At 71.6% G+C, this 19,487-nt stretch carries 18 protein-coding genes and 1 tRNA gene; 14 read left to right on the top strand and 5 right to left on the bottom strand.

From position 1 onward, the window contains the following. Positions 1-48: 48 nt before the first annotated feature. On the bottom strand, positions 49-1,803 hold the full coding sequence (locus ACFP2T_RS20675) for a metallophosphoesterase family protein (protein ID WP_377424253.1): 1,755 nt from the start codon (positions 1,801-1,803) through the stop codon (positions 49-51). A gap of 161 nt (positions 1,804-1,964) precedes the next feature. Here ACFP2T_RS20675 and ACFP2T_RS20670 point away from each other — a divergent pair. Further along, positions 1,965-2,038 (top strand) — tRNA-Thr (locus ACFP2T_RS20670). A 329-nt stretch (positions 2,039-2,367) separates the two neighbouring features. On the opposite strand, the gene ACFP2T_RS20665 is transcribed toward ACFP2T_RS20670, so the two are convergent. After that, positions 2,368-2,802, bottom strand: coding sequence for a VOC family protein (locus tag ACFP2T_RS20665; RefSeq protein ID WP_377424252.1), 435 nt, complete (start codon positions 2,800-2,802; stop codon positions 2,368-2,370). A 98-nt stretch (positions 2,803-2,900) separates the two neighbouring features. Between ACFP2T_RS20665 and ACFP2T_RS20660 the strand changes: the two genes are divergently transcribed. The 10 genes from ACFP2T_RS20660 to ACFP2T_RS20615 all read left to right on the top strand — a co-directional run bounded on the left by ACFP2T_RS20660 (position 2,901) and on the right by ACFP2T_RS20615 (position 12,210). After that, positions 2,901-3,800 carry a helix-turn-helix domain-containing protein gene (locus tag ACFP2T_RS20660; RefSeq protein ID WP_377424251.1) on the top strand — a complete coding sequence of 300 codons (900 nt, stop codon included), beginning with the start codon at positions 2,901-2,903 and terminating at the stop codon, positions 3,798-3,800. Between the two features lie 66 nt (positions 3,801-3,866). Beyond that, a complete protein-coding gene (locus ACFP2T_RS20655) occupies positions 3,867-4,055 on the top strand; it encodes a hypothetical protein (protein ID WP_377424250.1) in 189 nt (62 codons plus the stop codon). A 130-nt stretch (positions 4,056-4,185) separates the two neighbouring features. Then, on the top strand, positions 4,186-5,679 hold the full coding sequence (locus tag ACFP2T_RS20650) for a fibronectin type III domain-containing protein (protein WP_377424249.1): 1,494 nt from the start codon (positions 4,186-4,188) through the stop codon (positions 5,677-5,679). Between the two features lie 674 nt (positions 5,680-6,353). Further along, a complete protein-coding gene (locus ACFP2T_RS20645; RefSeq protein WP_377424248.1) occupies positions 6,354-6,896 on the top strand; it encodes a SigE family RNA polymerase sigma factor in 543 nt (180 codons plus the stop codon). Beyond that, positions 6,893-8,089: a hypothetical protein gene (locus ACFP2T_RS20640; RefSeq protein ID WP_377424247.1), complete on the top strand. Its 1,197-nt coding sequence runs from the start codon at positions 6,893-6,895 to the stop codon at positions 8,087-8,089. The genes ACFP2T_RS20645 and ACFP2T_RS20640 overlap by 4 nt, the downstream gene beginning before the upstream one ends. Before the next feature lie 139 nt (positions 8,090-8,228). Continuing rightward, positions 8,229-8,732, top strand: a complete 504-nt coding sequence (locus tag ACFP2T_RS20635; protein WP_377424245.1) for an RNA polymerase sigma factor — start codon at positions 8,229-8,231, stop codon at positions 8,730-8,732. Next, a complete protein-coding gene (locus ACFP2T_RS20630) occupies positions 8,732-9,871 on the top strand; it encodes a hypothetical protein (protein ID WP_377424244.1) in 1,140 nt (379 codons plus the stop codon). The genes ACFP2T_RS20635 and ACFP2T_RS20630 overlap by 1 nt, the downstream gene beginning before the upstream one ends. A 74-nt stretch (positions 9,872-9,945) precedes the next feature. Further along, positions 9,946-10,449 (top strand): DUF2231 domain-containing protein, encoded by a 504-nt coding sequence (locus tag ACFP2T_RS20625; RefSeq protein ID WP_377424510.1) that lies wholly within the window; start codon positions 9,946-9,948, stop codon positions 10,447-10,449. 69 nt (positions 10,450-10,518) lie between these two features. Beyond that, on the top strand, positions 10,519-11,082 hold the full coding sequence (locus ACFP2T_RS20620) for an Hsp20/alpha crystallin family protein (RefSeq protein ID WP_377424243.1): 564 nt from the start codon (positions 10,519-10,521) through the stop codon (positions 11,080-11,082). A 21-nt stretch (positions 11,083-11,103) separates the two neighbouring features. Further along, a complete protein-coding gene (locus ACFP2T_RS20615) occupies positions 11,104-12,210 on the top strand; it encodes a glycosyltransferase family 9 protein (protein ID WP_377424241.1) in 1,107 nt (368 codons plus the stop codon). 18 nt (positions 12,211-12,228) lie between these two features. Here the strand turns inward: ACFP2T_RS20615 and eccD are convergent, their stop codons facing one another. Genes eccD through ACFP2T_RS20600 form a run of 3 tightly spaced genes read right to left on the bottom strand, consistent with a single transcriptional unit; the run spans position 12,229 to position 14,596 of the window. Next, positions 12,229-13,632 (bottom strand): type VII secretion integral membrane protein EccD, encoded by a 1,404-nt coding sequence (eccD, locus tag ACFP2T_RS20610; protein ID WP_377424240.1) that lies wholly within the window; start codon positions 13,630-13,632, stop codon positions 12,229-12,231. After that, positions 13,629-13,976, bottom strand: coding sequence for a YbaB/EbfC family nucleoid-associated protein (locus tag ACFP2T_RS20605; RefSeq protein ID WP_377424238.1), 348 nt, complete (start codon positions 13,974-13,976; stop codon positions 13,629-13,631). The genes eccD and ACFP2T_RS20605 overlap by 4 nt, the downstream gene beginning before the upstream one ends. A gap of 14 nt (positions 13,977-13,990) precedes the next feature. Continuing rightward, the gene (locus ACFP2T_RS20600) at positions 13,991-14,596 is read right to left on the bottom strand and encodes a WXG100 family type VII secretion target (protein WP_377424237.1); all 606 of its coding nucleotides are present in this window, start codon (positions 14,594-14,596) and stop codon (positions 13,991-13,993) included. Positions 14,597-14,699: 103 nt separating this feature from the next. Between ACFP2T_RS20600 and eccCa the strand changes: the two genes are divergently transcribed. The 3 genes from eccCa (at position 14,700) to ACFP2T_RS20585 (ending at position 19,478) form a co-directional block, all read left to right on the top strand. Then, positions 14,700-18,695: a type VII secretion protein EccCa gene (eccCa, locus tag ACFP2T_RS20595; RefSeq protein WP_377424235.1), complete on the top strand. Its 3,996-nt coding sequence runs from the start codon at positions 14,700-14,702 to the stop codon at positions 18,693-18,695. 74 nt (positions 18,696-18,769) lie between these two features. Next, entirely contained in the window at positions 18,770-19,120 is a 351-nt protein-coding gene (locus ACFP2T_RS20590) for a WXG100 family type VII secretion target (protein WP_377424234.1), read from the top strand. 28 nt (positions 19,121-19,148) lie between these two features. Continuing rightward, positions 19,149-19,478 carry a WXG100 family type VII secretion target gene (locus ACFP2T_RS20585; RefSeq protein ID WP_377424233.1) on the top strand — a complete coding sequence of 110 codons (330 nt, stop codon included), beginning with the start codon at positions 19,149-19,151 and terminating at the stop codon, positions 19,476-19,478. Positions 19,479-19,487: the final 9 nt, after the last annotated feature.

The raw sequence follows: 19,487 nt of genomic DNA, 5'->3' as shown, positions 1-19,487 counted from the left end.
GCGCGCTCTCGCCTGGCGAGCGGTCGAGCCCGGAAGGGGCGCCTGCGGTCAGCGGATGGTGAACGGGGGCTCGGCGAGGCGGAACGCCAGCGGCTGTTCTGGGCTCAGCCAGGCGTCGTCCGGTGCGCCGTCCGGGTCGGCCCGCCAGCGGCGGCAGATCTGGTCCACCGCAACCGGGTAGCCGGTCAGCGTGCCGTCGGCGTCGATGTGCAGCCGGAGGAAGCATTTTGCGTCCTCGATGCCCTGGCCGGCGAAGAGCTCGTTCAGGTTGACCCCGAAGCTGCCGGCGACCAGCAGGTAGGTGGCGGTCAGTTGGCTGGCGACGAGACCGGCGAGCGGTCCGTAGACCACCGCCGCCGCGACCACCGGCAGCGGCCACTGCCACACGTGGAAGTCCAGTTGCAGCCAGATCCAGGTGCCCCCGGCGGCGAGCCCGACCTGCGCGAATCCGTGACAGAGGCCCAGGATCCAGTGCCGGGCGTGGCGTTTGCCGTTCGCGCTGGGCGGTTTGGCGAAGAAGACGGCACCGAGCAGCGTGACGACCAGCATCATGGCCAGCGGGATGCTGAACAGCCGCTGGGCCGCCGCCTCGGTGCGGGGTGCGGCCACCCCGACCATGGCCAGCAGAAGCAGGGTGTGCACCACGCCGAGCAGGGTGGCGAAGCCGGGGTTGCGCAGCGGTAAACGGCCGAAGATGCCCCAGCCGTACCGCCGGGAGCGGTCCGGGTCCGGATAGCGGGCGTTCAGTTCGTAGGACTCCGAGTTGCTGGCCCGGCGGACCAGCGTGTCCTTCGGCGGCACCTCGATGCTCTCCCGGAGCTTGTGGGTGGGGTAGAGGTAGGCGCCGCCGCCCCCGCAGGTGACCAGTTCGCGGTCCGGGCCGCTGTAGCGGGCGTAGTGGTGCATGTCGCCGGAGAGCAGCAGCCGGACCTTCGCGCCGGTCGGCGCGATCACGGTACGGATGAAGTAGTCGATCGTGTCGTACGCCTCGGGGTGGTCGACGGCCTTGACCCAGGACGGTTCCGGTACCGCGATGATGACCCGGGACTCGGGGGTGAGGCGTTTGGCGGCTTCCTCGAAGTAGCGAAGCTGTGGGTCGTCGAGGTACACCCCGGCCTGCCCGTCCAGCCCGTAGAGCCACCAGTCCGCCGGCAGTTCGACGACGAAGTACGACCGGGACTGCGGGGTCCGCCAGCCGCCGATGTTGGAGTCCCGGGAGGCGGCGAAGAGCCGTAGGAAGGCGGTGAGGCCGTCGTACCAGTCGTGGTTGCCGGGCACGGCGTAGAGGGCCGGTGGCGGCCCGTCGGCCGGCGGTTGCGGCAGGGCGGCCTGGTACGGGCCCTTGCACCGGTTCTCGTACGCCTCGCCGCTGGCCGTCGGATAGACCTGGTCGCCGCCCATCAGCAGCATCTGTCCCCGGGGCAGCCGCTGCCCGTCGATCTCCAGTTCGGGCCGGGACAGCAGGTAGGCGACCGAGTAGGTGGCGTTGAACCCGTCGCCCAGGTCGGCGACGAAGTCCAGCCACAGGTCACCTCCCGGGCCCACCTGCCGGGTCACGTTGCTGGGCAGCGAGTTCTGTAGCTCGCGCTTGTCCAGGTACGCGCCGAACAGCAGCGCCAGCAGGGTACGCAGACCGGTGCTGATCAGCAGCAGGGGCGCCAGCCACGGCACCGGCCGCTGCGGGGTGAAGCCCAGCTCGCGGGGGTCGAGACTGCCTGGCCGGGGTGGTGCCGGGGGCTCCGTCGGGGCCGGCTCGGCCGTCCAGGCCGAGGCGCCGGTCCGCCGATCCTGTTGATCGGTCATCGATGGCAGCCTAGTCGGATCGACCCGGCGCGGCACTGTCCGGCAGCCGACCATCCGGGCGGAGGGGGCCGACCCTCCGGGCGGCGGAGGGCCGGCCGGCGGTGCCTCCGGCTAAACCCCTGCGGCGGCCCGGCAGTCGATGTCGTACACTTTTCGGCGTTGCCGCCTTAGCTCAGTCGGCTAGAGCGACGCACTCGTAATGCGTAGGTCGACGGTTCGATTCCGTCAGGCGGCTCAAGGAGAGGCCCTGACCAGCGTCAGCGCTGGTCAGGGCCTCATTTTCGTCGATGTAGTTTTGAATCGCCCCCCGAAAACCCCGGTAACTCGTGCGTGCGATCAGGTTCGACCGGCCGACGCGGCCCATGATCGCGTCGCTCGGGTCAGTAGTCGCCTCACCAGCGACGAGCTTCGGACAGGTCCATGCCTTCATGGCAAGAGGTCCGCGTCGCCCGGCGGCTGCTTCGCAGCCGAGATCGGCAAGCGCTCCAGCACCGTGGAAAACGACATGATGGTCGTCATGAGGTCTTCGGCTATCGCCGGCCCCAGGTGAGGGCCGGCGGGGGATCAGTCGAGGCAGAACTCGTTGCCCTCGACGTCCTGCATGACGAGGCACGATTCGTTGAAGCCGTCGGCCCGCAGTAGTTCCACGTGGGTCGCGCCGAGCGCGACCAGCCGGGCGGATTCGGCCTCCAGCGCGGCGACGCGTTCCTCGCCGACGAGCCCGGTGCCGACCCGCACGTCAAGATGCAGCCGGTTCTTGGCCACCTTGCCCTCGGGCACCCGCTGGAAGAACAGCCGCGGACCGACCCCGGTGGGGTCGACGCAGGCGAACGCCGAACCCTGACGTTCGGCCGGCAGCGCGCGGTCGAAGTCGGCCCAGGAGTCGAACCCGTCCGGGGGCGGCGGTACGACGTACCCCAGCACCTCGCACCAGAACCGGGCGACTCGCTCGGGGTTCGCGCAGTCGAAGGTCACCTGCATCTGCCTGACCGACACCATCGGCCCACCATACGCCCGACGCAACGGGGCCGAGGATGGCCCGCCACCTGCGCAAGAATCGTCAACTGGTGGTGCCGATGGTTCGGTACGGTCCAGTGGTGCCGTCACCAACCCGTGAGCTGCTGCGGCTCCTCGCTCTCGTCAACTCAAGGCTGAGCGGGGACGTCTCGCTGTCGGTCCTGGCGGGGTGGGCGCACCGGTCCCGGTTCGACCTGCACCGCCGGTTCCGGCGGCTGGTGGGCGAGACGCCGAAGGCGTACGCGGTTCGGGTCAGGGTGGCCCGGGCCGCCGCCGAGCTGGTCGCCACCGACCGCAGGGTGTCGGCGGTGGCGCTCGACCACGGATTCGCCAGTCATGAGGTCTTCACCCGAAGCTTCACCCGGCACCTCGGTCGGAGCCCTCGGGCGTACCGCGAACGGGGGCTGCATGTCGCGGGTCGGCGGGCCGCCGCGGTGCACGCCTCGGTCCTGTCGTCGGCGGCGCCCTGCATCAGCCTTCACCACATCACGACGACCGAGAGGGAAGCCACCGTGCCGCTCGACATCTCCGTACGTGACCTGCCGGGCTTTCACGCCCTCGTGATGCGCCGCCGGATCACCCGCGACGAGATCGCCACCACGCTCGCCGAGTTCCTGCCGACCGTGTTCGGCTACGCCCAGCAGCACGGGCTGGCCCTGGCCGGGCCGCCGTTCGCCCGCTACCCGGAGGTGGGCATGGGATCACTCGTCATCGAGGGCGGCGTGAACATCGCGGCGCCGCCGTTGACGCCGCCCGACGCCGGGATCGAGGTGCTCACCGTGCCGGCGGGCCGCGCGGCGGTGACGATCCACCGGGGGCCGTACGACGGCCTGCCCGATTCCTACCAACAGCTCGAGAAGTGGCTGCGCGAACAGGGACTAGTAGCGGCGGGACCCCCCTGGGAGACATACCTGACCGACCCCGGCGACCAACCCGACCCGGCAACCTGGCAAACAGAACTCGTCCAGCCCGTCCACTGACGACGGGCAAATGGATCTTGGGAGGAAACGGCCCTCCCGGTGGGCGGGGTTCGGAGCTCCTTGTATATGTCCACTTCATCTGGCAAGCAGTCGGCGTCCGGTGGCGGGGCTGATCCGGCGCCGAAGCCGTCGCGGCGGGTCTTCAGCCAGGAGTACAAACTTGCGATGGTCGCCGAGTACGAGAACGCCCCGAACGGCCTTCCGCAAGACCCGTTGCTCACCGCGCGGCACCTGGTCGGTCTGGGGTGCTGGTGAGAGTGGCGGCGATGAATGCAGCGATGGCCGCCAGTGCGGTCAACCCGCGCTTGACATGGCGTCGATGCGCCAGTTTCCTAGATGTGATTGATTGCAGTCGATAAAGGTCGGTGTCAATGGAGGGACAGCCGTGCGTACCCCATCCCACTGGCGCGGCGCCGCCGCGCGGATCAGCGCCGCACTCATCGCCGTCATTCTGCTCGGCGCATCCCCCGCCGCCGCGCGGTACGGCGGACCGACCGGCCCAACGACCCCGACCGCGCTCTGGGCCAGCACCAACGGCACCGCGATCAGCCTGACCTGGCAGCAACCGCCCACCGGGCCACGGGTCCACTCCTTCCGGGTGTACGAGGGTGGAGAAGTGGTCGCCCGCACCACCACCACGTCGGCGACGATGAACGTGCCCTTCGGTTCGTCGCACGCGTACACCGTCACCGCTGTCGACCGGCACGGGCGGGAGTCGGCGCCGACCGACCCGGTGACCGGCCGGTCCTGGCTCTCCGGGGTCAACCCGGAGTGCCTGCCGACTCCGACCCTGCCGATCACCGTCACCGCCGTCACCGCGTCGGCGGTCTCGCTCTCCTGGCCCCGGCACCCGCTCGGCGGTGAGTTGGAACTGCGGGTGGACGGCGTCAGCCTGGGCTGGACATCGCTGACCAGCGCCCGGGTGGGCGGTCTGGCGCCCGCCACCGATCACCAGATCCGGCTCTACCGGCTCAACCAATGCGGTCCCGGATCGACCGAACCGGTCGGCTCGACCAGCGCCACGACCGCCGCCGGTGATCCCGCGCGGCCCGCCCCGCCTGCCGGGCTCACCGTCACCGGGCGCACCGACACCACAATCAGCCTGGCCTGGACCGCGCCGGCCGGACCGCCGCCGGACCGGTACGCGGTCTACGAGGGCGGCACCCGGGTCGCCGTCACAGTCGGCACCACGGCCACCGTTCAACGGCTCTTCCACGCCACCTGGCACCGCTTCACCATCGCCGCGCTCGATTCCGCCGGCAACGAGTCGACGCACAGCCCAGCGGTGTCGGCCAGTACCGAGACCTGCCTGAGCAGCCCGCCCCAGCCGGTCGGGCTGACGGCGACCGCGCTCTCCCCGTCGTCGGTGCGGCTCGGCTGGACCTTCGACGCCACCGCCACCTCGTACACCATCTGGGACGGTGACACGGCTGTCGCCACCTCCCGCTACCCGGAGACGGTCGTCTCCGGTCTGCCGTCCGCGTCCCGACACGTCTATCGGGTCAGCGCGACCCTTCCCCAGTCCTGCGGCGAGACCCCACGCTCCGCCCAGGCGCGGGTCACCACCACACCCGGTCCCGCCGCCCGGCCAGCGGCACCGGCGTCGCTCGAGGTCACCGGCAACGCCCCCGGCAACTGGCCCACCGACGCTCGGCTCACCCTGGCGTGGTCTGCCTCCACCGGAGGCGAGCCCGCTATCAGCTACCGGGTGTACGAGGGCGCGACCGTCGCCGGAGCGGCCGACGGGACCCAGCTGACGTTGGCGGTGGGCGGGGCGACTTGGCACACGTACACGGTGGTCGCCGTGGATGCCGCCGGCAACGAGTCGGCGGCTAGTCCGCCGGTGACCGCGCAGGGCATGTTCTTTCCGCCGCCGTAGGGCAGGCGACGCCGCCCAAAGGGTTCCGGCCGCGTCCGTCCGTAGGGCCGGTGACGGCCGGACACAGCCGGGACAGATGATGAAGGCCGCTGACTGGGCTTGCCCTGGTCAGCGGCCTTGTCGTGCAGGTCAGGACGAGTGCCCGGCGGGATGCCAACCTGCGCAAGCCCCAGCGACAGCGATGCGCCCCGCCAGGTTGCCGCCCCCGCTTACCCCCCCGGAAACCCCTGCCGACGGTCGACCAGTGGCGACAAGTAATGATCATCTTGCCCGGTCGTTTGCGCAGCTCAGCGCCAAGTACTGACAGTCGATGACGATGCCAAGATCGCAGGGGTCGAGGAGCGTAGGTCGACGGTTCGATTCCGTCAGGCGGCTCCGCACAACGGGCCCGGTGACCTGGAGAATTCCACGGTCACCGGGCCTTGTTGATCTCTCAGCGAGGCCAGGGCCGGCGCAGAACCCGGTGTGGATCTTCCCGTGGTTCCCGCCCGCACCCTCGCGATCATCGCCCCAACTGTGACCTGGACCCCACCGGACCGGCGCCGCCGGAATCGTGCCGTGCGATGGGCAACGGGTTGCCGGCCCGGCCACGACTTAGCGGTGTAGCAGGTGCGCTAGGCAGAAGGGTCGGGTGTGCGAGTGTGCAGGCGATTACCAGCGGGGTGGGTGCGGCAATGTCACTGAACTGGCGGGCCGCCGATCGGGCGGCCGTCGACGCCGAATACACCGAGTACGTCCGGGCCGGGCTGGCGCAGTGGCGCCGTACGGCATACCTGATGTGCGGCAACTGGGATTCCGGCGACGACATCGTGCAGCGGGTACTGACCGAGCTGTACCGCAACTGGCCGCGCGCCCGCCGGGCCGACAACCTGAACGCCCTGGTCCGGACGATGCTGCTGCGGCGGCTGATCGACGACCGGCGGCGCGGTTGGGCCCGGGTACGGCTCACCGCCCTGCTGCCGGACCGCCCGGCGCCCGCCGGCCCGGATCCGGCCGACCGGCTCGACCTGGTGGCGGCGTTGCGCCAGGTCGCGCCGCGCCAGCGGGCCGTCCTGGTGCTGCGGTACTTCCAGGACCTGACGGTGGAGGAGACGGCGCAGGCCCTGGACTGCGCGCCGGGCACGGTCAAGAGCCAGACCGCCAAGGGGCTGGCGACGTTGCGCCGCCTGCTCGCTCCGGCGGATTCCGACGTGCTGACCACGGGGAGACGATCATGATCGAGGAAGCGGACGTTTCGCGCCTGATGCGCGCGGAGGTCGAATCGGCCGAGGAGCCGTCGACCAGGTTGAACATCGACCAGGCGATGACCGCCGGCCGACGGCAGCGGCGGTACCGCCAGGGTGCCGGAATCGGCCTCGCGGTGGTCGCGCTGGTCGTCGGCGTGGCGACGGTGCCCGGCCTGGTGTCGGCGGGCGGATCCGCTCCGGCGACCGGCCAGGGCCTGCTCGCCCCCGGCGACCGGCCGCTGGAGCCGTTCTCCGGCCAGGTGCCGCCGGCCGATCCGTCCAGGATCCCGGCCGCGCTGGAGACCGTCGATCCGACCATCCTGTACGCGCGCTTCGGCTGGCTGCCAACGGGTCTGGGATCGGTGCAGTACCAGGCGGGCCTGCTACAGAGCGGCTCCGGCGTCTTCCTCGGCGCCCACCTTGCCGGCCAGCCGCCCCAGGATTGGCAGGGGGTGAGCGTGCGGCTCTATCCCAAGGGAGTGGCACCGGCCGCGCCACAACGCAGCAGCGGCGATCTGGCCACGGTCGCCGAGACGGTGTCCGCGCCGGAGGTGCGGGGCGGTCCCGCCAGCTTCGTCCGCTACTCCGGGGCACCGACCGACGAGGTGCTCCTCCGCTGGGAGTACGCCCCAGGCGGCTGGGCGGAGGTCCGGGTCTCGTCCTGGAGCAGCGGGCTCGACGTCCAGGACGTCGCCCTGCGGGTGGCCCAGGCACTGCGGCTCAGCGTCACCGAGCCGGTACCGCTGCCGATCCCGGTCGACCGGGCGGTGCCGAAGGCGCTGCGACCGGTCACGGTCAACCTCTCCGAGCCGCTGGTCTCCTCGGAGGGCTGGTACGCCGGCATCGACTACGCCGATCCGGCCGCCGGAGAGGACGCTGCCCGCAGGGGCGAGATCGTGAGCATCGGACTCTTTCCCGACCGGCTGGTACGGGAGGAGGAGCGCGACGATCCGGGCGTCAAGGTCCCCCCGGCGCCGAACAGCACGATCGACGGGCACCAGGCGTACTTCGCTCCCGGTGGGGACGCCGTCCCCGAGTCGTTGACCGTCTACGACGTGGCGGGCGTGACGATCGTGATCGACGCGCGCCACGGGATGCTCGACGCGCAGGGCACCAAGGGCCTGTTCCAGAAGCTGGAGCTGACCGGGGTTACGGCCGACTGGCGCCCCCGGCTGACCGGCTGACCCGCCCCGGACACCCACCGTCGCGGGCCCGTCGGCAATGCCGGCGGGCCCGTCGGGCGTACCGGAGCGTCGATTTTTACGATCCCGGGAACCTTCGACGTCCCTCGATAGTGGAAGAGGTGAGGGAGAGGGGCCGCTGGTGGGGCATCGGGATGCGATTGCCGAGGTGTACGCCGGAAGCTTCCGGCGCCTGACCGTCCATCTGTACGCCGTCACCGGCGATCTGGGCGAGGCACAGGAGGTGGTACAGGAGGCATTCGTCCGAGCGTTGACCGCGCCGGATCGCTTCGGCGAGCTGGAGAACCCGGAGTCGTGGCTGCGTCGGGTGGCGGTGAACCTGGCCCACACCCGGTACCGGCGGCGGCGAACCCTGGACCGGCTGTTGCGCCGGGTCGGTCCCCCGCCGGTGGTGCCGGACTTCTCTCCCGAACACGTCACGCTGATGACCGCCATGCGTCGGCTCCCTCCGGGGCAGCGGCACGCGATCGCGCTGCACTACCTCGTGGATCTGCCCGTCGAGGAGGTCGCCCGGACCCTCGACGTCTCGGTGGGCACCGTCAAGTCCCGGCTCTCCCGTGGCCGTACCGCACTGGCCGCCCTCCTCGATGGACCAGCCGAATTAGCGCGCGCCGGGAGTGAGTGATGCAGACGTACCCGTTCGATTCCGTCGAGGTGGCCGAGGTGGTGGTCCAGCCGCCGCTGGCCGACCTGACCGAGCGCGCGACCCGGCGGGTCCGCCGCCGCCGTCGCGTCGTCTCCGCTGCCGCCGTCGGCGTGCTGGTGCTGGCCACGGTGGCCGCAGTTCCGGTGATGCGGGGGCTCGGCGGCTGGTCGGCCGGGCCGGACCAGTCCGGATCGGCGGGCAGCTACTTCACCGAGACCGTCGTGTTGGACAGCCGGACCGTGGTCGCCGTCCGGTACGGCGAGTGCGGGGCGGTGTTCAGCGTCACCAGGGACGCGGGCCGGGAATGGTCGCCGTACCGGGGGCCGGTCCCGTGGCGGGAGTGTGGGCGTCCCGTCACGACGTCGTACGCCCTGCTGGGTCCGGCGGTATACGTGGCGACCGTGCGCGGGGTGCGGTACCGGACCGTGAACTTCGGCGCGACCTGGGAGCAGCAGGACGAGAACGTGTACGTCGTCGACGACATGCCCCTGCACCTCCGGGTGGCCCCCGGTGACGACAACCGGTTCGTCAACCCGGTAACCGGCGGGCTGTACGAACTGGCCGCAGCCAGCGCGCCGAAGGGCGACTGGCGGATCCGGCGGGCACCGGACGGCACGTTGTGGGCGATCTCGTCCGGCCCCGAGTCCGGTCCGGTCGGGGCTTCGGCGACACCCGAGGTGATCCGGAGCGAGGACTTCGGCCGGACCTGGGTACGGGTGCCGGGGGTGCCGGAATTCGCCACCGAGCCGATCCTGGTGCCCGCCGGCCCGAAGCATGCGTACCTGCTGGGCGAGTGCGAGGGGCGGACGGTGGTCCTCCGGACGGAGGACGGCGGCGAGAGCTGGTTCGCGACCGACGTCGCGTGGAGCGTGTCCGAGGTCGGTACGGTCACCGCCGACGGTCACCTGCTGATCGGTGCCTGGGAGGTGTACGGCAGGTTCAGCGCCTGGCTGAGCCGGGACGGCGGCCGTAACTTCGAGAAGGGCGGGACCGTCGACGCTCCCGGCAAGCCGTCCATCGGCGAGGCCGACGGGTCGGTCTGGGTGGCCAGCGGCGAGGGCTGGGCCGCGACCAGCGACGACGGCCGGTGGCAGGTGACCTCGCCCCGTCCCGGCTAGTGGTAGAGGTTTACGGCAGGACAATTCGGGTACCGGACCCAGCAGCGTCGAAGCGCGCCTGGGAGGCGACCATGATGGAGAGCCGGATCAAGGTACTGGGGCACCCGGTGCATCCGATGCTGGTGATGTTCCCGATCGCCCTCTTCGTGGCGGCGGTGATCTTCGACATCATCGACGTCGCCGGCGGGCCGGGCTTCCTGGGCGAACTGGCGTACTGGAACATCCTGGTCGGCCTGATCGGCGGGGTGCTGGCGGTGGTGGCCGGCGCGGTGGACCTGCTGGCCGTCCCGGCCGGGACCAGGGCCAAGCGGGTCGGTGTCGCGCACGCCGCGACCAACATCGGCGTCCTGCTGCTCTTCGCCGCGATCTGGGCGGTCCGGATGGCCGCGGACGACCGGGCCGCCGGTGGCGCGCTGGTCGCGATCGAGGTGGTCGCGATCGCCGGTGCCGGGCTCGGTGCCTGGCTCGGCGGGGAACTGGTGGACCGGTTGGGCGTGGGAGTGGACCCGGACGCCGACCTGAACGCCTCCAGCTCGCTGCGCCCCAGGCCCGACCGCCGGTTGGGCGACATCCGTTGACGATCCGGCAGCACAGTACGGCGTTGACCGGGCCGACAGCACGCTACGGACAGGAGGGGACACAGAGCCATGGGTGAGCCGGGACGTGGCGGGGGAGACCGTGGCTGGGATCCGATCGGCGAGTTGCAGGCCCTGCGTACGGAGTTGCGCCGGCTGGTTGGCTCCGCGGTGGGCGGTCGGGGCAGTTCGCCCGACGTCGAGCTGCACCAGAGCGACGACGGCTGGACCGTGATCGCGCGGCTGCCCGGGGTCGCCCCGGAGGAGGTGGCGCTCGAACTCGACGACCGCGAGCTGTGTATCCGGGCCCGGTCCGAGGCGGAGGTGAACGCGGACCACGGAATGGCCGGCAGCGGAACGCAGACCCGCTCGTTCGAGCACCGGGTACACCTGCCGGCGCCGGTCGACCCGGACCGGATCGACGCCGTGATGGACCACGGTCTGCTCACCGTCACGCTGCGGAAGGCGGCCCGGCCCGGCCGCCGCACCATCACCATCGGCAACCGACGTTACGACCCGGGCCAGCGTTCCCGGAGTTCCGCCGGCTCCCGACCGATCGTCGACCCGGCCGCCGACCGGGAACTGCACCGTCCGGACACCGCCGCGGGCACCCCGGCGCCCCGGTTCACCGGCTGACCGGCCCGGGGCACCCGCTTCATGATCGGCAAGGTGCGCGACCTGGTCGGTGACGTCGAGCGGATCGCCGTACTCCGGGCCAACGCGCTCGGCGACTTCATCTTCGCGCTGCCGGCCCTGGACGCGCTGCGGGCCAGCTATCCGGACGCCGAACTGGTGCTGATCGGTGCCCCCTGGCACGAGCGCCTGCTCCGGGACCGGCCCGGACCGGTCGACCGGGTCCTGGTGGTGCCGCCCGCGCACGGCATCCGGCCCGCCCGACCCGACGAGCCGGCGCCGTCGGCGGAGTCGATGAGCCGGTTTCTCGACGCGGCCCGCCGGGAGCGGTTCGACATCGCCCTTCAGATGCACGGCGGCGGGGCGAACTCCAATCCACTGGTCACCGGCCTCGGCGCGCGGGTGACCGCCGGGTTGCGCGCCGACGACGCCCCGCCGCTGGACCGCTGGCTGCGGTACGTCTACTACCAGCCGGAGATCGTCCGCTACCTGGAGGTCGCCGGCCTGGTGGGCGCCAGCCCGACCGGTTTGGTGCCCCGGCTGGCCGCGACCGACGCCGACCTGGCCGAGGCGCGGACGGTGCTCGGCGAGCCGGACCGGCCGAGGGTCGCGCTGCATCCCGGCGCGAGCGACCCGCGCCGACGCTGGCCGGCGGAACGGTTCGCCGAGGTCGCCGACCACCTGGCCGCCGACGGGTACGAGGTGCTGGTCACCGGCACGCCGGACGAGCGTGAACTCGCCGAGCGGGTGGTCGCGGCGGCCCGGCTTCCGGTGCGTTCGCTGGTCGGGGAGCTGACGCTGGGCGGTCTGATCGGCTGTTACCGGAGCTGTTCGGTGGTGGTTTCCAACGACACCGGGCCGGTGCACGTCGCCGCCGCGCTGGACATCCCGACCGTGGGCATCTTCTGGGTCGGCAACCTGATCAACTGCGCCGTGCCGTTGCGGGGCCGGCACCGGCCGATCGGCTCGTGGACCCTGCACTGCCCGGTCTGCGGCGCCGACTGTAGTCGGGAGCTCTATCCCGCCCGGGGTGGCGGCGACGCCTGTGCACACCAGGTCTCGTTCGTCACCGACGTACCGGTGGTGGAGGTGCTGGAGGCGGTCGCGGATCTGACCCGGCCACCGGGGTAGCGGCGGGTCGCGGAGGCGTCAGCCGACGGCGTCCCGTACCGCGTTGTAGACGCCGGCCATCGCGGCGGCGACCGGGATCAGTGAGATCAGTACGAGGTATTCGAGGATGTCCAGCCAGCGCCCGGTGAACGGCGAGTGGACGTTCCGGACCACCCGGTCGGCGTAGACCAGACACAGCGCGCCGGCCGACGCGACCACCACCGCCACGGCGAACAGCCACGTCGAGCCCACCAGGGACGGCAGTCGCCAGCCCAGGCCCGCCAGGACGACCAGACCGACCACGACCATGCAGACCCGTTGCGCGGCCCCGGCGTAGGACCGGGACCGCAGCAGCCACGCGACGCCGACCAGCCCGACCAGGATCGACGACCACACCGAACCCTCGCCGAGCACCACGGCGGCGCAACCGGCCACCGCCACGCCCAGCGCGGCGACCAACGCGGTCAGCAGCCCGGCGGCCGCCGACGTCGCGTCGAGCACCTCCGACCCGAGCGCCGGGCGCTCGTCCTCGCGGAACGACTCCATGTCCTCCGGCACGTTCGGCAGCGGCAGCCGGGCCAGGCGCAGCGAGATCATCGGGGCGAGCGCGGTGGCCCCGGTCAGCAGCGTGACCCCGACCGCCGCGACGTTCGGCGGGCTCGCGCCGAAGAGCAGCACGCTCGCGGTGACCAGGGCACCGGCCGCCGAGGCGACTCCGACGGAGACGAACCACGGATGTCGGTGCACGACGACCACCGTCAGCGCCCCGTACAGCGTCATCGCGCCGAGCCCGATGGCGAGCGGCCCGGCCCCGACCGGCCAGACCTGGTGTGGCGCCAACGCGGCCAATCCGGCGACTCCGGCGGCGACCATCCCCGCGCCGGCACAGGCGCTCGCCGCCGCCACGTCCCCGTACGCCCTGGCGAGCGCGCCGCCGGCGAGCAGCAGCGCCACCGCGATCACGCCGGCGGCGACGGGTGCCTGCGGCTGCCCGGACAGCCCGGCGAGTACCAGCGCCGTCGTGCCGACGAACAGCGCCGAGGCCGTGGTCAGTCCGAGCCGGCGTCCCACCCTCGGCCGCCAGGCTCCTCGCCGGGTCCGGGCGGCGCTGGCGATCGCGTCGACCACGTCGTCGTACAGCGGTGGCGTCTCGTACCCGGTGCGGGCGCTGAGCTGGAGGATCTCGCCGTCGGTCAGCGACGCCGCGGCGACGGTCAACCCGGGCGGGATCGGCGGCCCACCGATCCGGGACAACGCCCAGCCGGTACCCTCCGTTCCCGGTTGCGTCGCCGCGCCGGCCAACTGGACGAGCTGCGGGATCAGCTCGGCCAGCGTGCACTGCACCGGCAGCCCGACGTCCATCCGGGCGCGCGGCGCGACCACGGTGACCCGGCGCAGCCCGGACACCGACCCGTTCGGCGGGACCGCGGAGGGCGCGCTCACACCGAGGAGACGAGCCGGTCGGCGGCCGTGATCAACGGCGCGAACCGTGCCTCGGTCGCCTTGGCCAGCCGGTCCTGGGCGTTGTTGACCGCCTCGGTCACGAGCACACCGACGTCGTACGCGTCGTAGCGGCGCAGGACCTCCGGCTCGATCGAGACCTCGGTGATCCGGCCGGTGCCCCGTACGGTGGCGACCACCTCGTTGCCCCGGGACGCCCCCTTGACGACCAGTTGGTCGATGGCCTGCCGGATCCGGTCGGCCTCGCGTCGCTGGTGCTCCAGCTGCGCGATCGCCTGGGTGATCTCCGGCGGCATCTCCGCACCGTGTTCCTGTCGGACGCTCATCCGCACCTCCGGATTCATCCGCGCGTGCTGACCAGTTGGTTGGACGTGCTGGTGCTGGTGCTGCTGAACAGCGTCGACAACACGCTGCTGAGCTGGTTCTTCGTCGCATCCGACGCCGACTGCGCGCTCTGCTTGGCGGACAGCGCGGCCTGGACGGCCTTGAGGATCGCGATCATCATCATGATCCTGTCCTTCGGCGAGGGCAGTGCCCTGGCACTGCTGATCTCCCGCATCATCGTCTGGATGATGTTGTTCGCCTGGGACGTGAAGCTCTGCTTCTGCTGCTCGACGGCGCTCTTCGCCTCGGTCAGCGCCGTGGCGGCGCTGTTCAGCCGTTGACTCTCCTGCTCCAGGTCGCGCCGCAGGATGTTGAGCAACTGCTCGGTGAGGTCCGTCGAGGCCTGGTTGCACCTGTCGTACGCCTGGCCGTTCCAGGTCTGTCCCAGCCTGGTGATGGTCTCGCGGATGCTGTTGGCGGTGGACGTGGTCTCCTGGGCGCACCGGGAGCACTCGTCCGCCTTCGCCCGCAGCTCGCCGGGAGATCCCGTGACGTCCTTGATCGCCTCGGCCAGCAACATGAATCCGGCTTGGATGATCGCCGTCACCTGACCTGTGTCCATAGCTGCGCCTTTCGCTCCCGGGAAGCGTAGGGCCGGTCGGCCGGGTTCGCGGACGGCAAAATTACCCACCATGCCGGTGGAGGGCGTTGGGCAGACTTCGAGGATGAGCGAGCTGTCGCTACCGGGGGTCCGCCGGGTCGCCGCCCCCCAGGCGCCGTCCGGCGAGATCGTTCTGGAGTCGCCGCCCGGTCTGGTGAAGGGCAATGCCCAGGCGATGATGCACCTGCTGTTCATGGTGCCGATGATGCTGGGCATGGGCGGCATGTCGTTCGTCTACATCGGACGTGCCGGCGGCGTGATGACGTACCTGTTCGGCGGGCTGTTCGTCATGGTGATGGTCGGCATGATCGTGATGGCGCTGGCGAGTGGGCGGCAGGCGTCCAAGACCAAGATCAACGAGGAGCGCCGGGACTACCAGCGCTACCTCGCCGGGTTGCGCAGGAAGGTCCAGGACGTGGCCGAGCGGCAGCGGGCCGCGACGACGTTCGGTCACCTGGACCCGGCCGACCTCTGGACGTTCGCCGACAGCCCCCGGCTGTGGGAGCGGCGCCGCTCCGACCCGGACTTCGCCCAGGTTCGCATCGGGATGGGCCCGCAACGGCTGGCCACCCCGCTGCGCTCCCCGCAGACCGCACCGCTGGAGGATCTCGACCCGGTCTCGTCCACCGCGCTCCGGCACTTCATCCGCGCGTACTCGACGGTGCCCGACCTGCCGGTGGCGATCTCGTTGCGCGCGTTCGCCCGGCTCGGCATCAGCGGCCCTCGGGCCAGGGTGCTCGATCTCGTCCGCGCGCTGCTGGCCCAGCTCGCCACCTTCCACTCGCCCAGTGACCTCCGGATCGGGCTCTGTCCGGCGCCGGACCGCGCCGCCGAGTGGGACTGGCTCAAATGGCTGCCGCACGCGCAGCACACCGTGCACAGCGACGCGGTCGGGCCGGTCCGGTTGGTCGCGTCCGACCTCGACGCCCTCGCCGAACTGTTCGGCGCCGACCTCGGCAACCGGCCGCCGTTCACCCGACGCGCCGGCATGGGCTTCGACGTACCGCACCTCGTGGTCGTGGTGGACTCCGGGCGTACCCACGGCGCCACCCGGCTGGCCCCGGAGACCGGCCTGCACGGCGTCACGATCATCGAGATCACCGAGGCGTCGCCGACCGAGGCGGTCCCGAACGTGCTGTTCCTGCACCTGGCCGACGACAGGCTCGGCATGCTCGTCGACTCGGCCGCGACCGCGAGCCTCAGCTTTCTCGGCACCCCGGACCGGCTCGACACCGCCGCCGCCGAGGCCATGGCCAGGGGGCTGGCCCCGAGGTTCCGGAGCGCGGCCCCGGCCGCCGAGACCCCGCTGTCGAGCACGTTCGGCCTGGCCATGCTGCTCGGTCTCGGCGACCCGAGGGAGACCGACCCGGCGATCACCTGGCGGCCCCGCTCCCCCCGGCAGCGGCTGCGCGTGCCGCTCGGTCTCGATCCGCAGGGTCGGCCGGTCGAACTCGACCTGAAGGAGTCGGCGGAGGACGGGATGGGGCCGCACGGACTGGTCATCGGCGCGACCGGCTCGGGAAAGAGCGAACTGCTGCGCACCCTGGTCACCGGTCTGGCCGTCACCCACTCCTCGGAGACGCTGAACCTCGCGCTGATCGACTTCAAGGGCGGTGCGACGTTCGCCGGGATGACCGAGCTGCCGCACACCTGTGCGGTGATCACCAACCTCTCCGAGGACCTGGCGCTGGTCGACCGGATGGCGGACGCGATCAACGGCGAGCTGGTACGCCGTCAGGAACTGCTCCGGGCGGCCGGCAACTTCGCGTCCGTCCGGGACTACGAACGGGCCCGCGAGACCGGCGCCGAGCTGGCCCCCCTGCCCGCACTACTGGTGATCATCGACGAGTTCAGCGAACTGCTCTCCAGCCGCCCCGAGTTCATCGACCTGTTCGTGCAGATCGGCCGGCTCGGCCGCAGCCTCGCGGTGCACCTGCTGCTCGCCTCGCAGCGCCTGGAGGAGGGCCGGCTGCGCGGGCTAGAGGCACACCTGTCGTACCGGATCGGGCTGCGGACCTTCTCCGCGTCGGAGAGCCGGGCCGTGCTCGGGGTGCCCGACGCGTACCAGCTTCCGGCGGTGCCGGGATCGGCGTACCTGAAGACCGACACCGACACGTTGCAGCGGCTCAAGGCCGCGTACGTCTCCGCCGAACTGCCGCCCCGGGACACCGGTCCGGGTCCGATCGCGCTACCGGGCCGCCGGGTGTTGCCGTTCACCCTGGCCCGGGTCGTACCGGCGATTCCGCCCCCGCCTCCGCCACCGGTCGCGGTCCCGGGCACGCCGGTACCGGTCGGCACCGGCGAGACGACCATGACGGCGATGCTGTCCCGGCTCACCGGGAAGGGACCGGCCGCGCACCAGATCTGGCTGCCGCCGCTGGACGAGCCGCCGACCCTCGACCAGTTGCTGCCACCGCTCGGGGTCGACCCGGAACGCGGGCTCTGCCCCCGGGACTGGACCGGCAACGGACGGCTCGTGGTGCCGGTCGGCCTGGTGGACCGGCCGTTCGAGCAGCGCCGGGAGGAGCTGTGGTTCGATCTGACCGGGGCGGCGGGCAACGTCCTGGTGATCGGGGCCCCGCAGAGCGGCAAGAGCACCTTCCTGCGTGGCGTGGTCGGCGCCCTCGCGCTCACCCACACCCCGCGCGAGGTGCAGTTCTTCCTGCTGGACATGGGCGGCGGCGCGCTCGGTCCGATGGCCGGACTACCGCACGTCAGCGGCCACGCCGTCCGGCGCGACGTCGAGCGGTGCCGACGGGTGGTGGCCGAGGTCGGCACCCTGCTCGCCGAGCGGGAGCAGGCGTTCGCCGAACGGGGCATCGACTCGGTCGCCACCTTCCGGCAGCAGCGCGCGGCGAACGCGGGGAACGCCGGGAGCGACGGGCGGGAGTTCGGCGACGTCTTCCTCGTCGTCGACGACTGGGCCACGATCCGCCAGGAGTACGACTACCTCGAGGACGCCATCATCAGGATCGCCACCCGTGGGCTGGGTTTCGGCATCCACGTGCTGATCTCGACGACGTGGTGGCTGAACGTGCCGACCCCGCTGCGGGACAGCCTCGGCACCAGGGTCGAGCTGCGGCTCGGCGATCCGGGCGACTCGATGATCGACCGTCGGGCCGCGCACAACGTACCGGCCGGTGCCCCGGGGCGCGGGATCACCGCGCAGCGGCTACAGATGTTGGGCCCGCTGCCCCGGGTGGACGGCGACCAGAACCCGGGGACCCTCGGGGTGGGAGCGGCGGACCTGGTCACCCGGGTCGGCGCCGCCTGGCCCGGCCCGCCGGCCCCGGCGGTACGGCTGCTGCCCCGGATGGTGCCGCTGGACAGCCTCGCCGGGGAGTTCGACCTCCCGGGGCGCGGGATCCCGCTCGGCCTCGCCGAGGCCGACCTCCGACCGGTCAGCCTCGATTTCGACGCGGAGCCGCACTTCCTCGCCTTCGCCGACGTCGAGAGCGGCAAGAGCGGGTTGCTGCGGACCATCGCGCAGGGCGTCACCCGCCGCTACACCCCCGCGCAGGCCCGGATCATCATCGCGGACTACCGGCGCGGCCTGCTCGGCCTGGTCGGCCCGGAGCACCTGCTCGGGTACGCCAGTTCCGAGCCGGCCCTGCTGGACATCGTCGGCCAGGTGGCGACGGCGATGCGGGACCGGCTGCCCGGCCCGGACATCACCCCGGACCAGCTGCGCCGCCGGGACTGGTGGCAGGGCCGGGAACTGTTCCTGCTGATCGACGACTACGAACTGGTCGCCACACCGGGAAAGCTCACCCATCCGTTGCAGCCGCTGCTGGAGTACCTGCCGCACGCCCGGGACATCGGCCTGCACCTGGTGATCGCCCGGGGCAGTGGCGGCGCGGCCCGGGCGATGTTCGACCCGGTCCTCCAGCGGATCAGGGAACTCGGCTCGCCGGGGCTGGTGATGTCCGGGAGCAAGGACGAGGGCACGCTGATCGGCGACGTCAAGCCCGGCCCGCAGCCGGCCGGGCGCGGCACGCTGGTACGTCGGCGTACCGGCCCGATGCTGGTCCAGGTCGCCTGGACGCCGCCGGTCGGGTAGCCGGTGTGGGTAAAAGTGCCGTGGGGGACTCCGTCGTCCGGCCATAACGTGGAAGGCGGAAAGGAGGGCGCATTATGGCTTCCCAAGGGTTTCTAGTCGACCAGTCGGTGATGGCGAAGGCGGCCACCGACTTCGAGGGCACGGCCGACAGCATCAGGGCGTTGATGAAGACGCTCGACGACAACGTGAACAGCACGGTCGGTGCCGCGCAGGCCTTCAACGGGAGCGCCCGGCTCGCCTTCGACCAGAACCGGATGCTGCTGAACGAGAAGATCCAGAAGGCCAACCTCGCGCTCGCCGAGATCGCGCAGGGCTTCCGGAGCGTCATGGGTACGCACACGCAGCAGGACGAAGAGCGTACGAGCAAGATCAACCAGGTGAGCGCGGGCAGTTCGGGCGCCATCGTCAGCGGCCTCAACGGCTGACCGGCCGGGTCGAGGGGAGACAACGATCATGACGGCATTCGGCGGCGGGTTGTCCAGCGGCACCGTGGCGGTGAACTTCGGCGCGGTCAGCGCGGCCGGTAGCCAGTTGGTCAACTCGGCCGGGGCGATCAACGGGGTGCTCGGCGACCTGGACCGGGCGCTGAGTCCGGTACGGGAGTCCTGGTACAACTCCGGCAGTTCCTCGGGCGCCCAGGCACAGGCCGCGGAGCAGAATCTGCGGGCGGCGCTCGCCGAGATGAGCACGATCATCCAGAACCTGGGCAATCTGCTCAACAACTCGGCGGCAGAGGCTGCCCAACTGGACAACTCGCTCGGCAATCAGTTCCAGATCGGCTAGAGAGCACTG

Source organism: Plantactinospora solaniradicis, assembly GCF_042658085.1.
GTDB lineage: Bacteria > Actinomycetota > Actinomycetes > Mycobacteriales > Micromonosporaceae > Plantactinospora > Plantactinospora solaniradicis.
Note: the sequence above shows the minus strand (reverse complement) of the source record. Positions and strands in the feature narration are given on the sequence as shown.

What these genes read in the sequence shown, in the direction of transcription:
- eccCa (WP_377424235.1), top strand. Translation starts at nt 14,700, where the DNA reads ATGAGCGAGCTGTCGCTACCGGGGGTCCGCCGGGTCGCCGCCCCCCAG.
- ACFP2T_RS20620 (WP_377424243.1), top strand. Translation starts at nt 10,519, where the DNA reads ATGGGTGAGCCGGGACGTGGCGGGGGAGACCGTGGCTGGGATCCGATC.
- ACFP2T_RS20625 (WP_377424510.1), top strand. Translation starts at nt 9,946, where the DNA reads ATGGAGAGCCGGATCAAGGTACTGGGGCACCCGGTGCATCCGATGCTG.
- ACFP2T_RS20590 (WP_377424234.1), top strand. Translation starts at nt 18,770, where the DNA reads ATGGCTTCCCAAGGGTTTCTAGTCGACCAGTCGGTGATGGCGAAGGCG.
- ACFP2T_RS20640 (WP_377424247.1), top strand. Translation starts at nt 6,893, where the DNA reads ATGATCGAGGAAGCGGACGTTTCGCGCCTGATGCGCGCGGAGGTCGAA.
- ACFP2T_RS20665 (WP_377424252.1), bottom strand. Translation starts at nt 2,802, where the DNA reads ATGGTGTCGGTCAGGCAGATGCAGGTGACCTTCGACTGCGCGAACCCC.
- ACFP2T_RS20605 (WP_377424238.1), bottom strand. Translation starts at nt 13,976, where the DNA reads ATGAGCGTCCGACAGGAACACGGTGCGGAGATGCCGCCGGAGATCACC.
- ACFP2T_RS20675 (WP_377424253.1), bottom strand. Translation starts at nt 1,803, where the DNA reads ATGACCGATCAACAGGATCGGCGGACCGGCGCCTCGGCCTGGACGGCC.
- ACFP2T_RS20645 (WP_377424248.1), top strand. Translation starts at nt 6,354, where the DNA reads ATGTCACTGAACTGGCGGGCCGCCGATCGGGCGGCCGTCGACGCCGAA.
- ACFP2T_RS20600 (WP_377424237.1), bottom strand. Translation starts at nt 14,596, where the DNA reads ATGGACACAGGTCAGGTGACGGCGATCATCCAAGCCGGATTCATGTTG.
- ACFP2T_RS20615 (WP_377424241.1), top strand. Translation starts at nt 11,104, where the DNA reads ATGATCGGCAAGGTGCGCGACCTGGTCGGTGACGTCGAGCGGATCGCC.
- ACFP2T_RS20655 (WP_377424250.1), top strand. Translation starts at nt 3,867, where the DNA reads ATGTCCACTTCATCTGGCAAGCAGTCGGCGTCCGGTGGCGGGGCTGAT.
- ACFP2T_RS20630 (WP_377424244.1), top strand. Translation starts at nt 8,732, where the DNA reads ATGCAGACGTACCCGTTCGATTCCGTCGAGGTGGCCGAGGTGGTGGTC.
- ACFP2T_RS20585 (WP_377424233.1), top strand. Translation starts at nt 19,149, where the DNA reads ATGACGGCATTCGGCGGCGGGTTGTCCAGCGGCACCGTGGCGGTGAAC.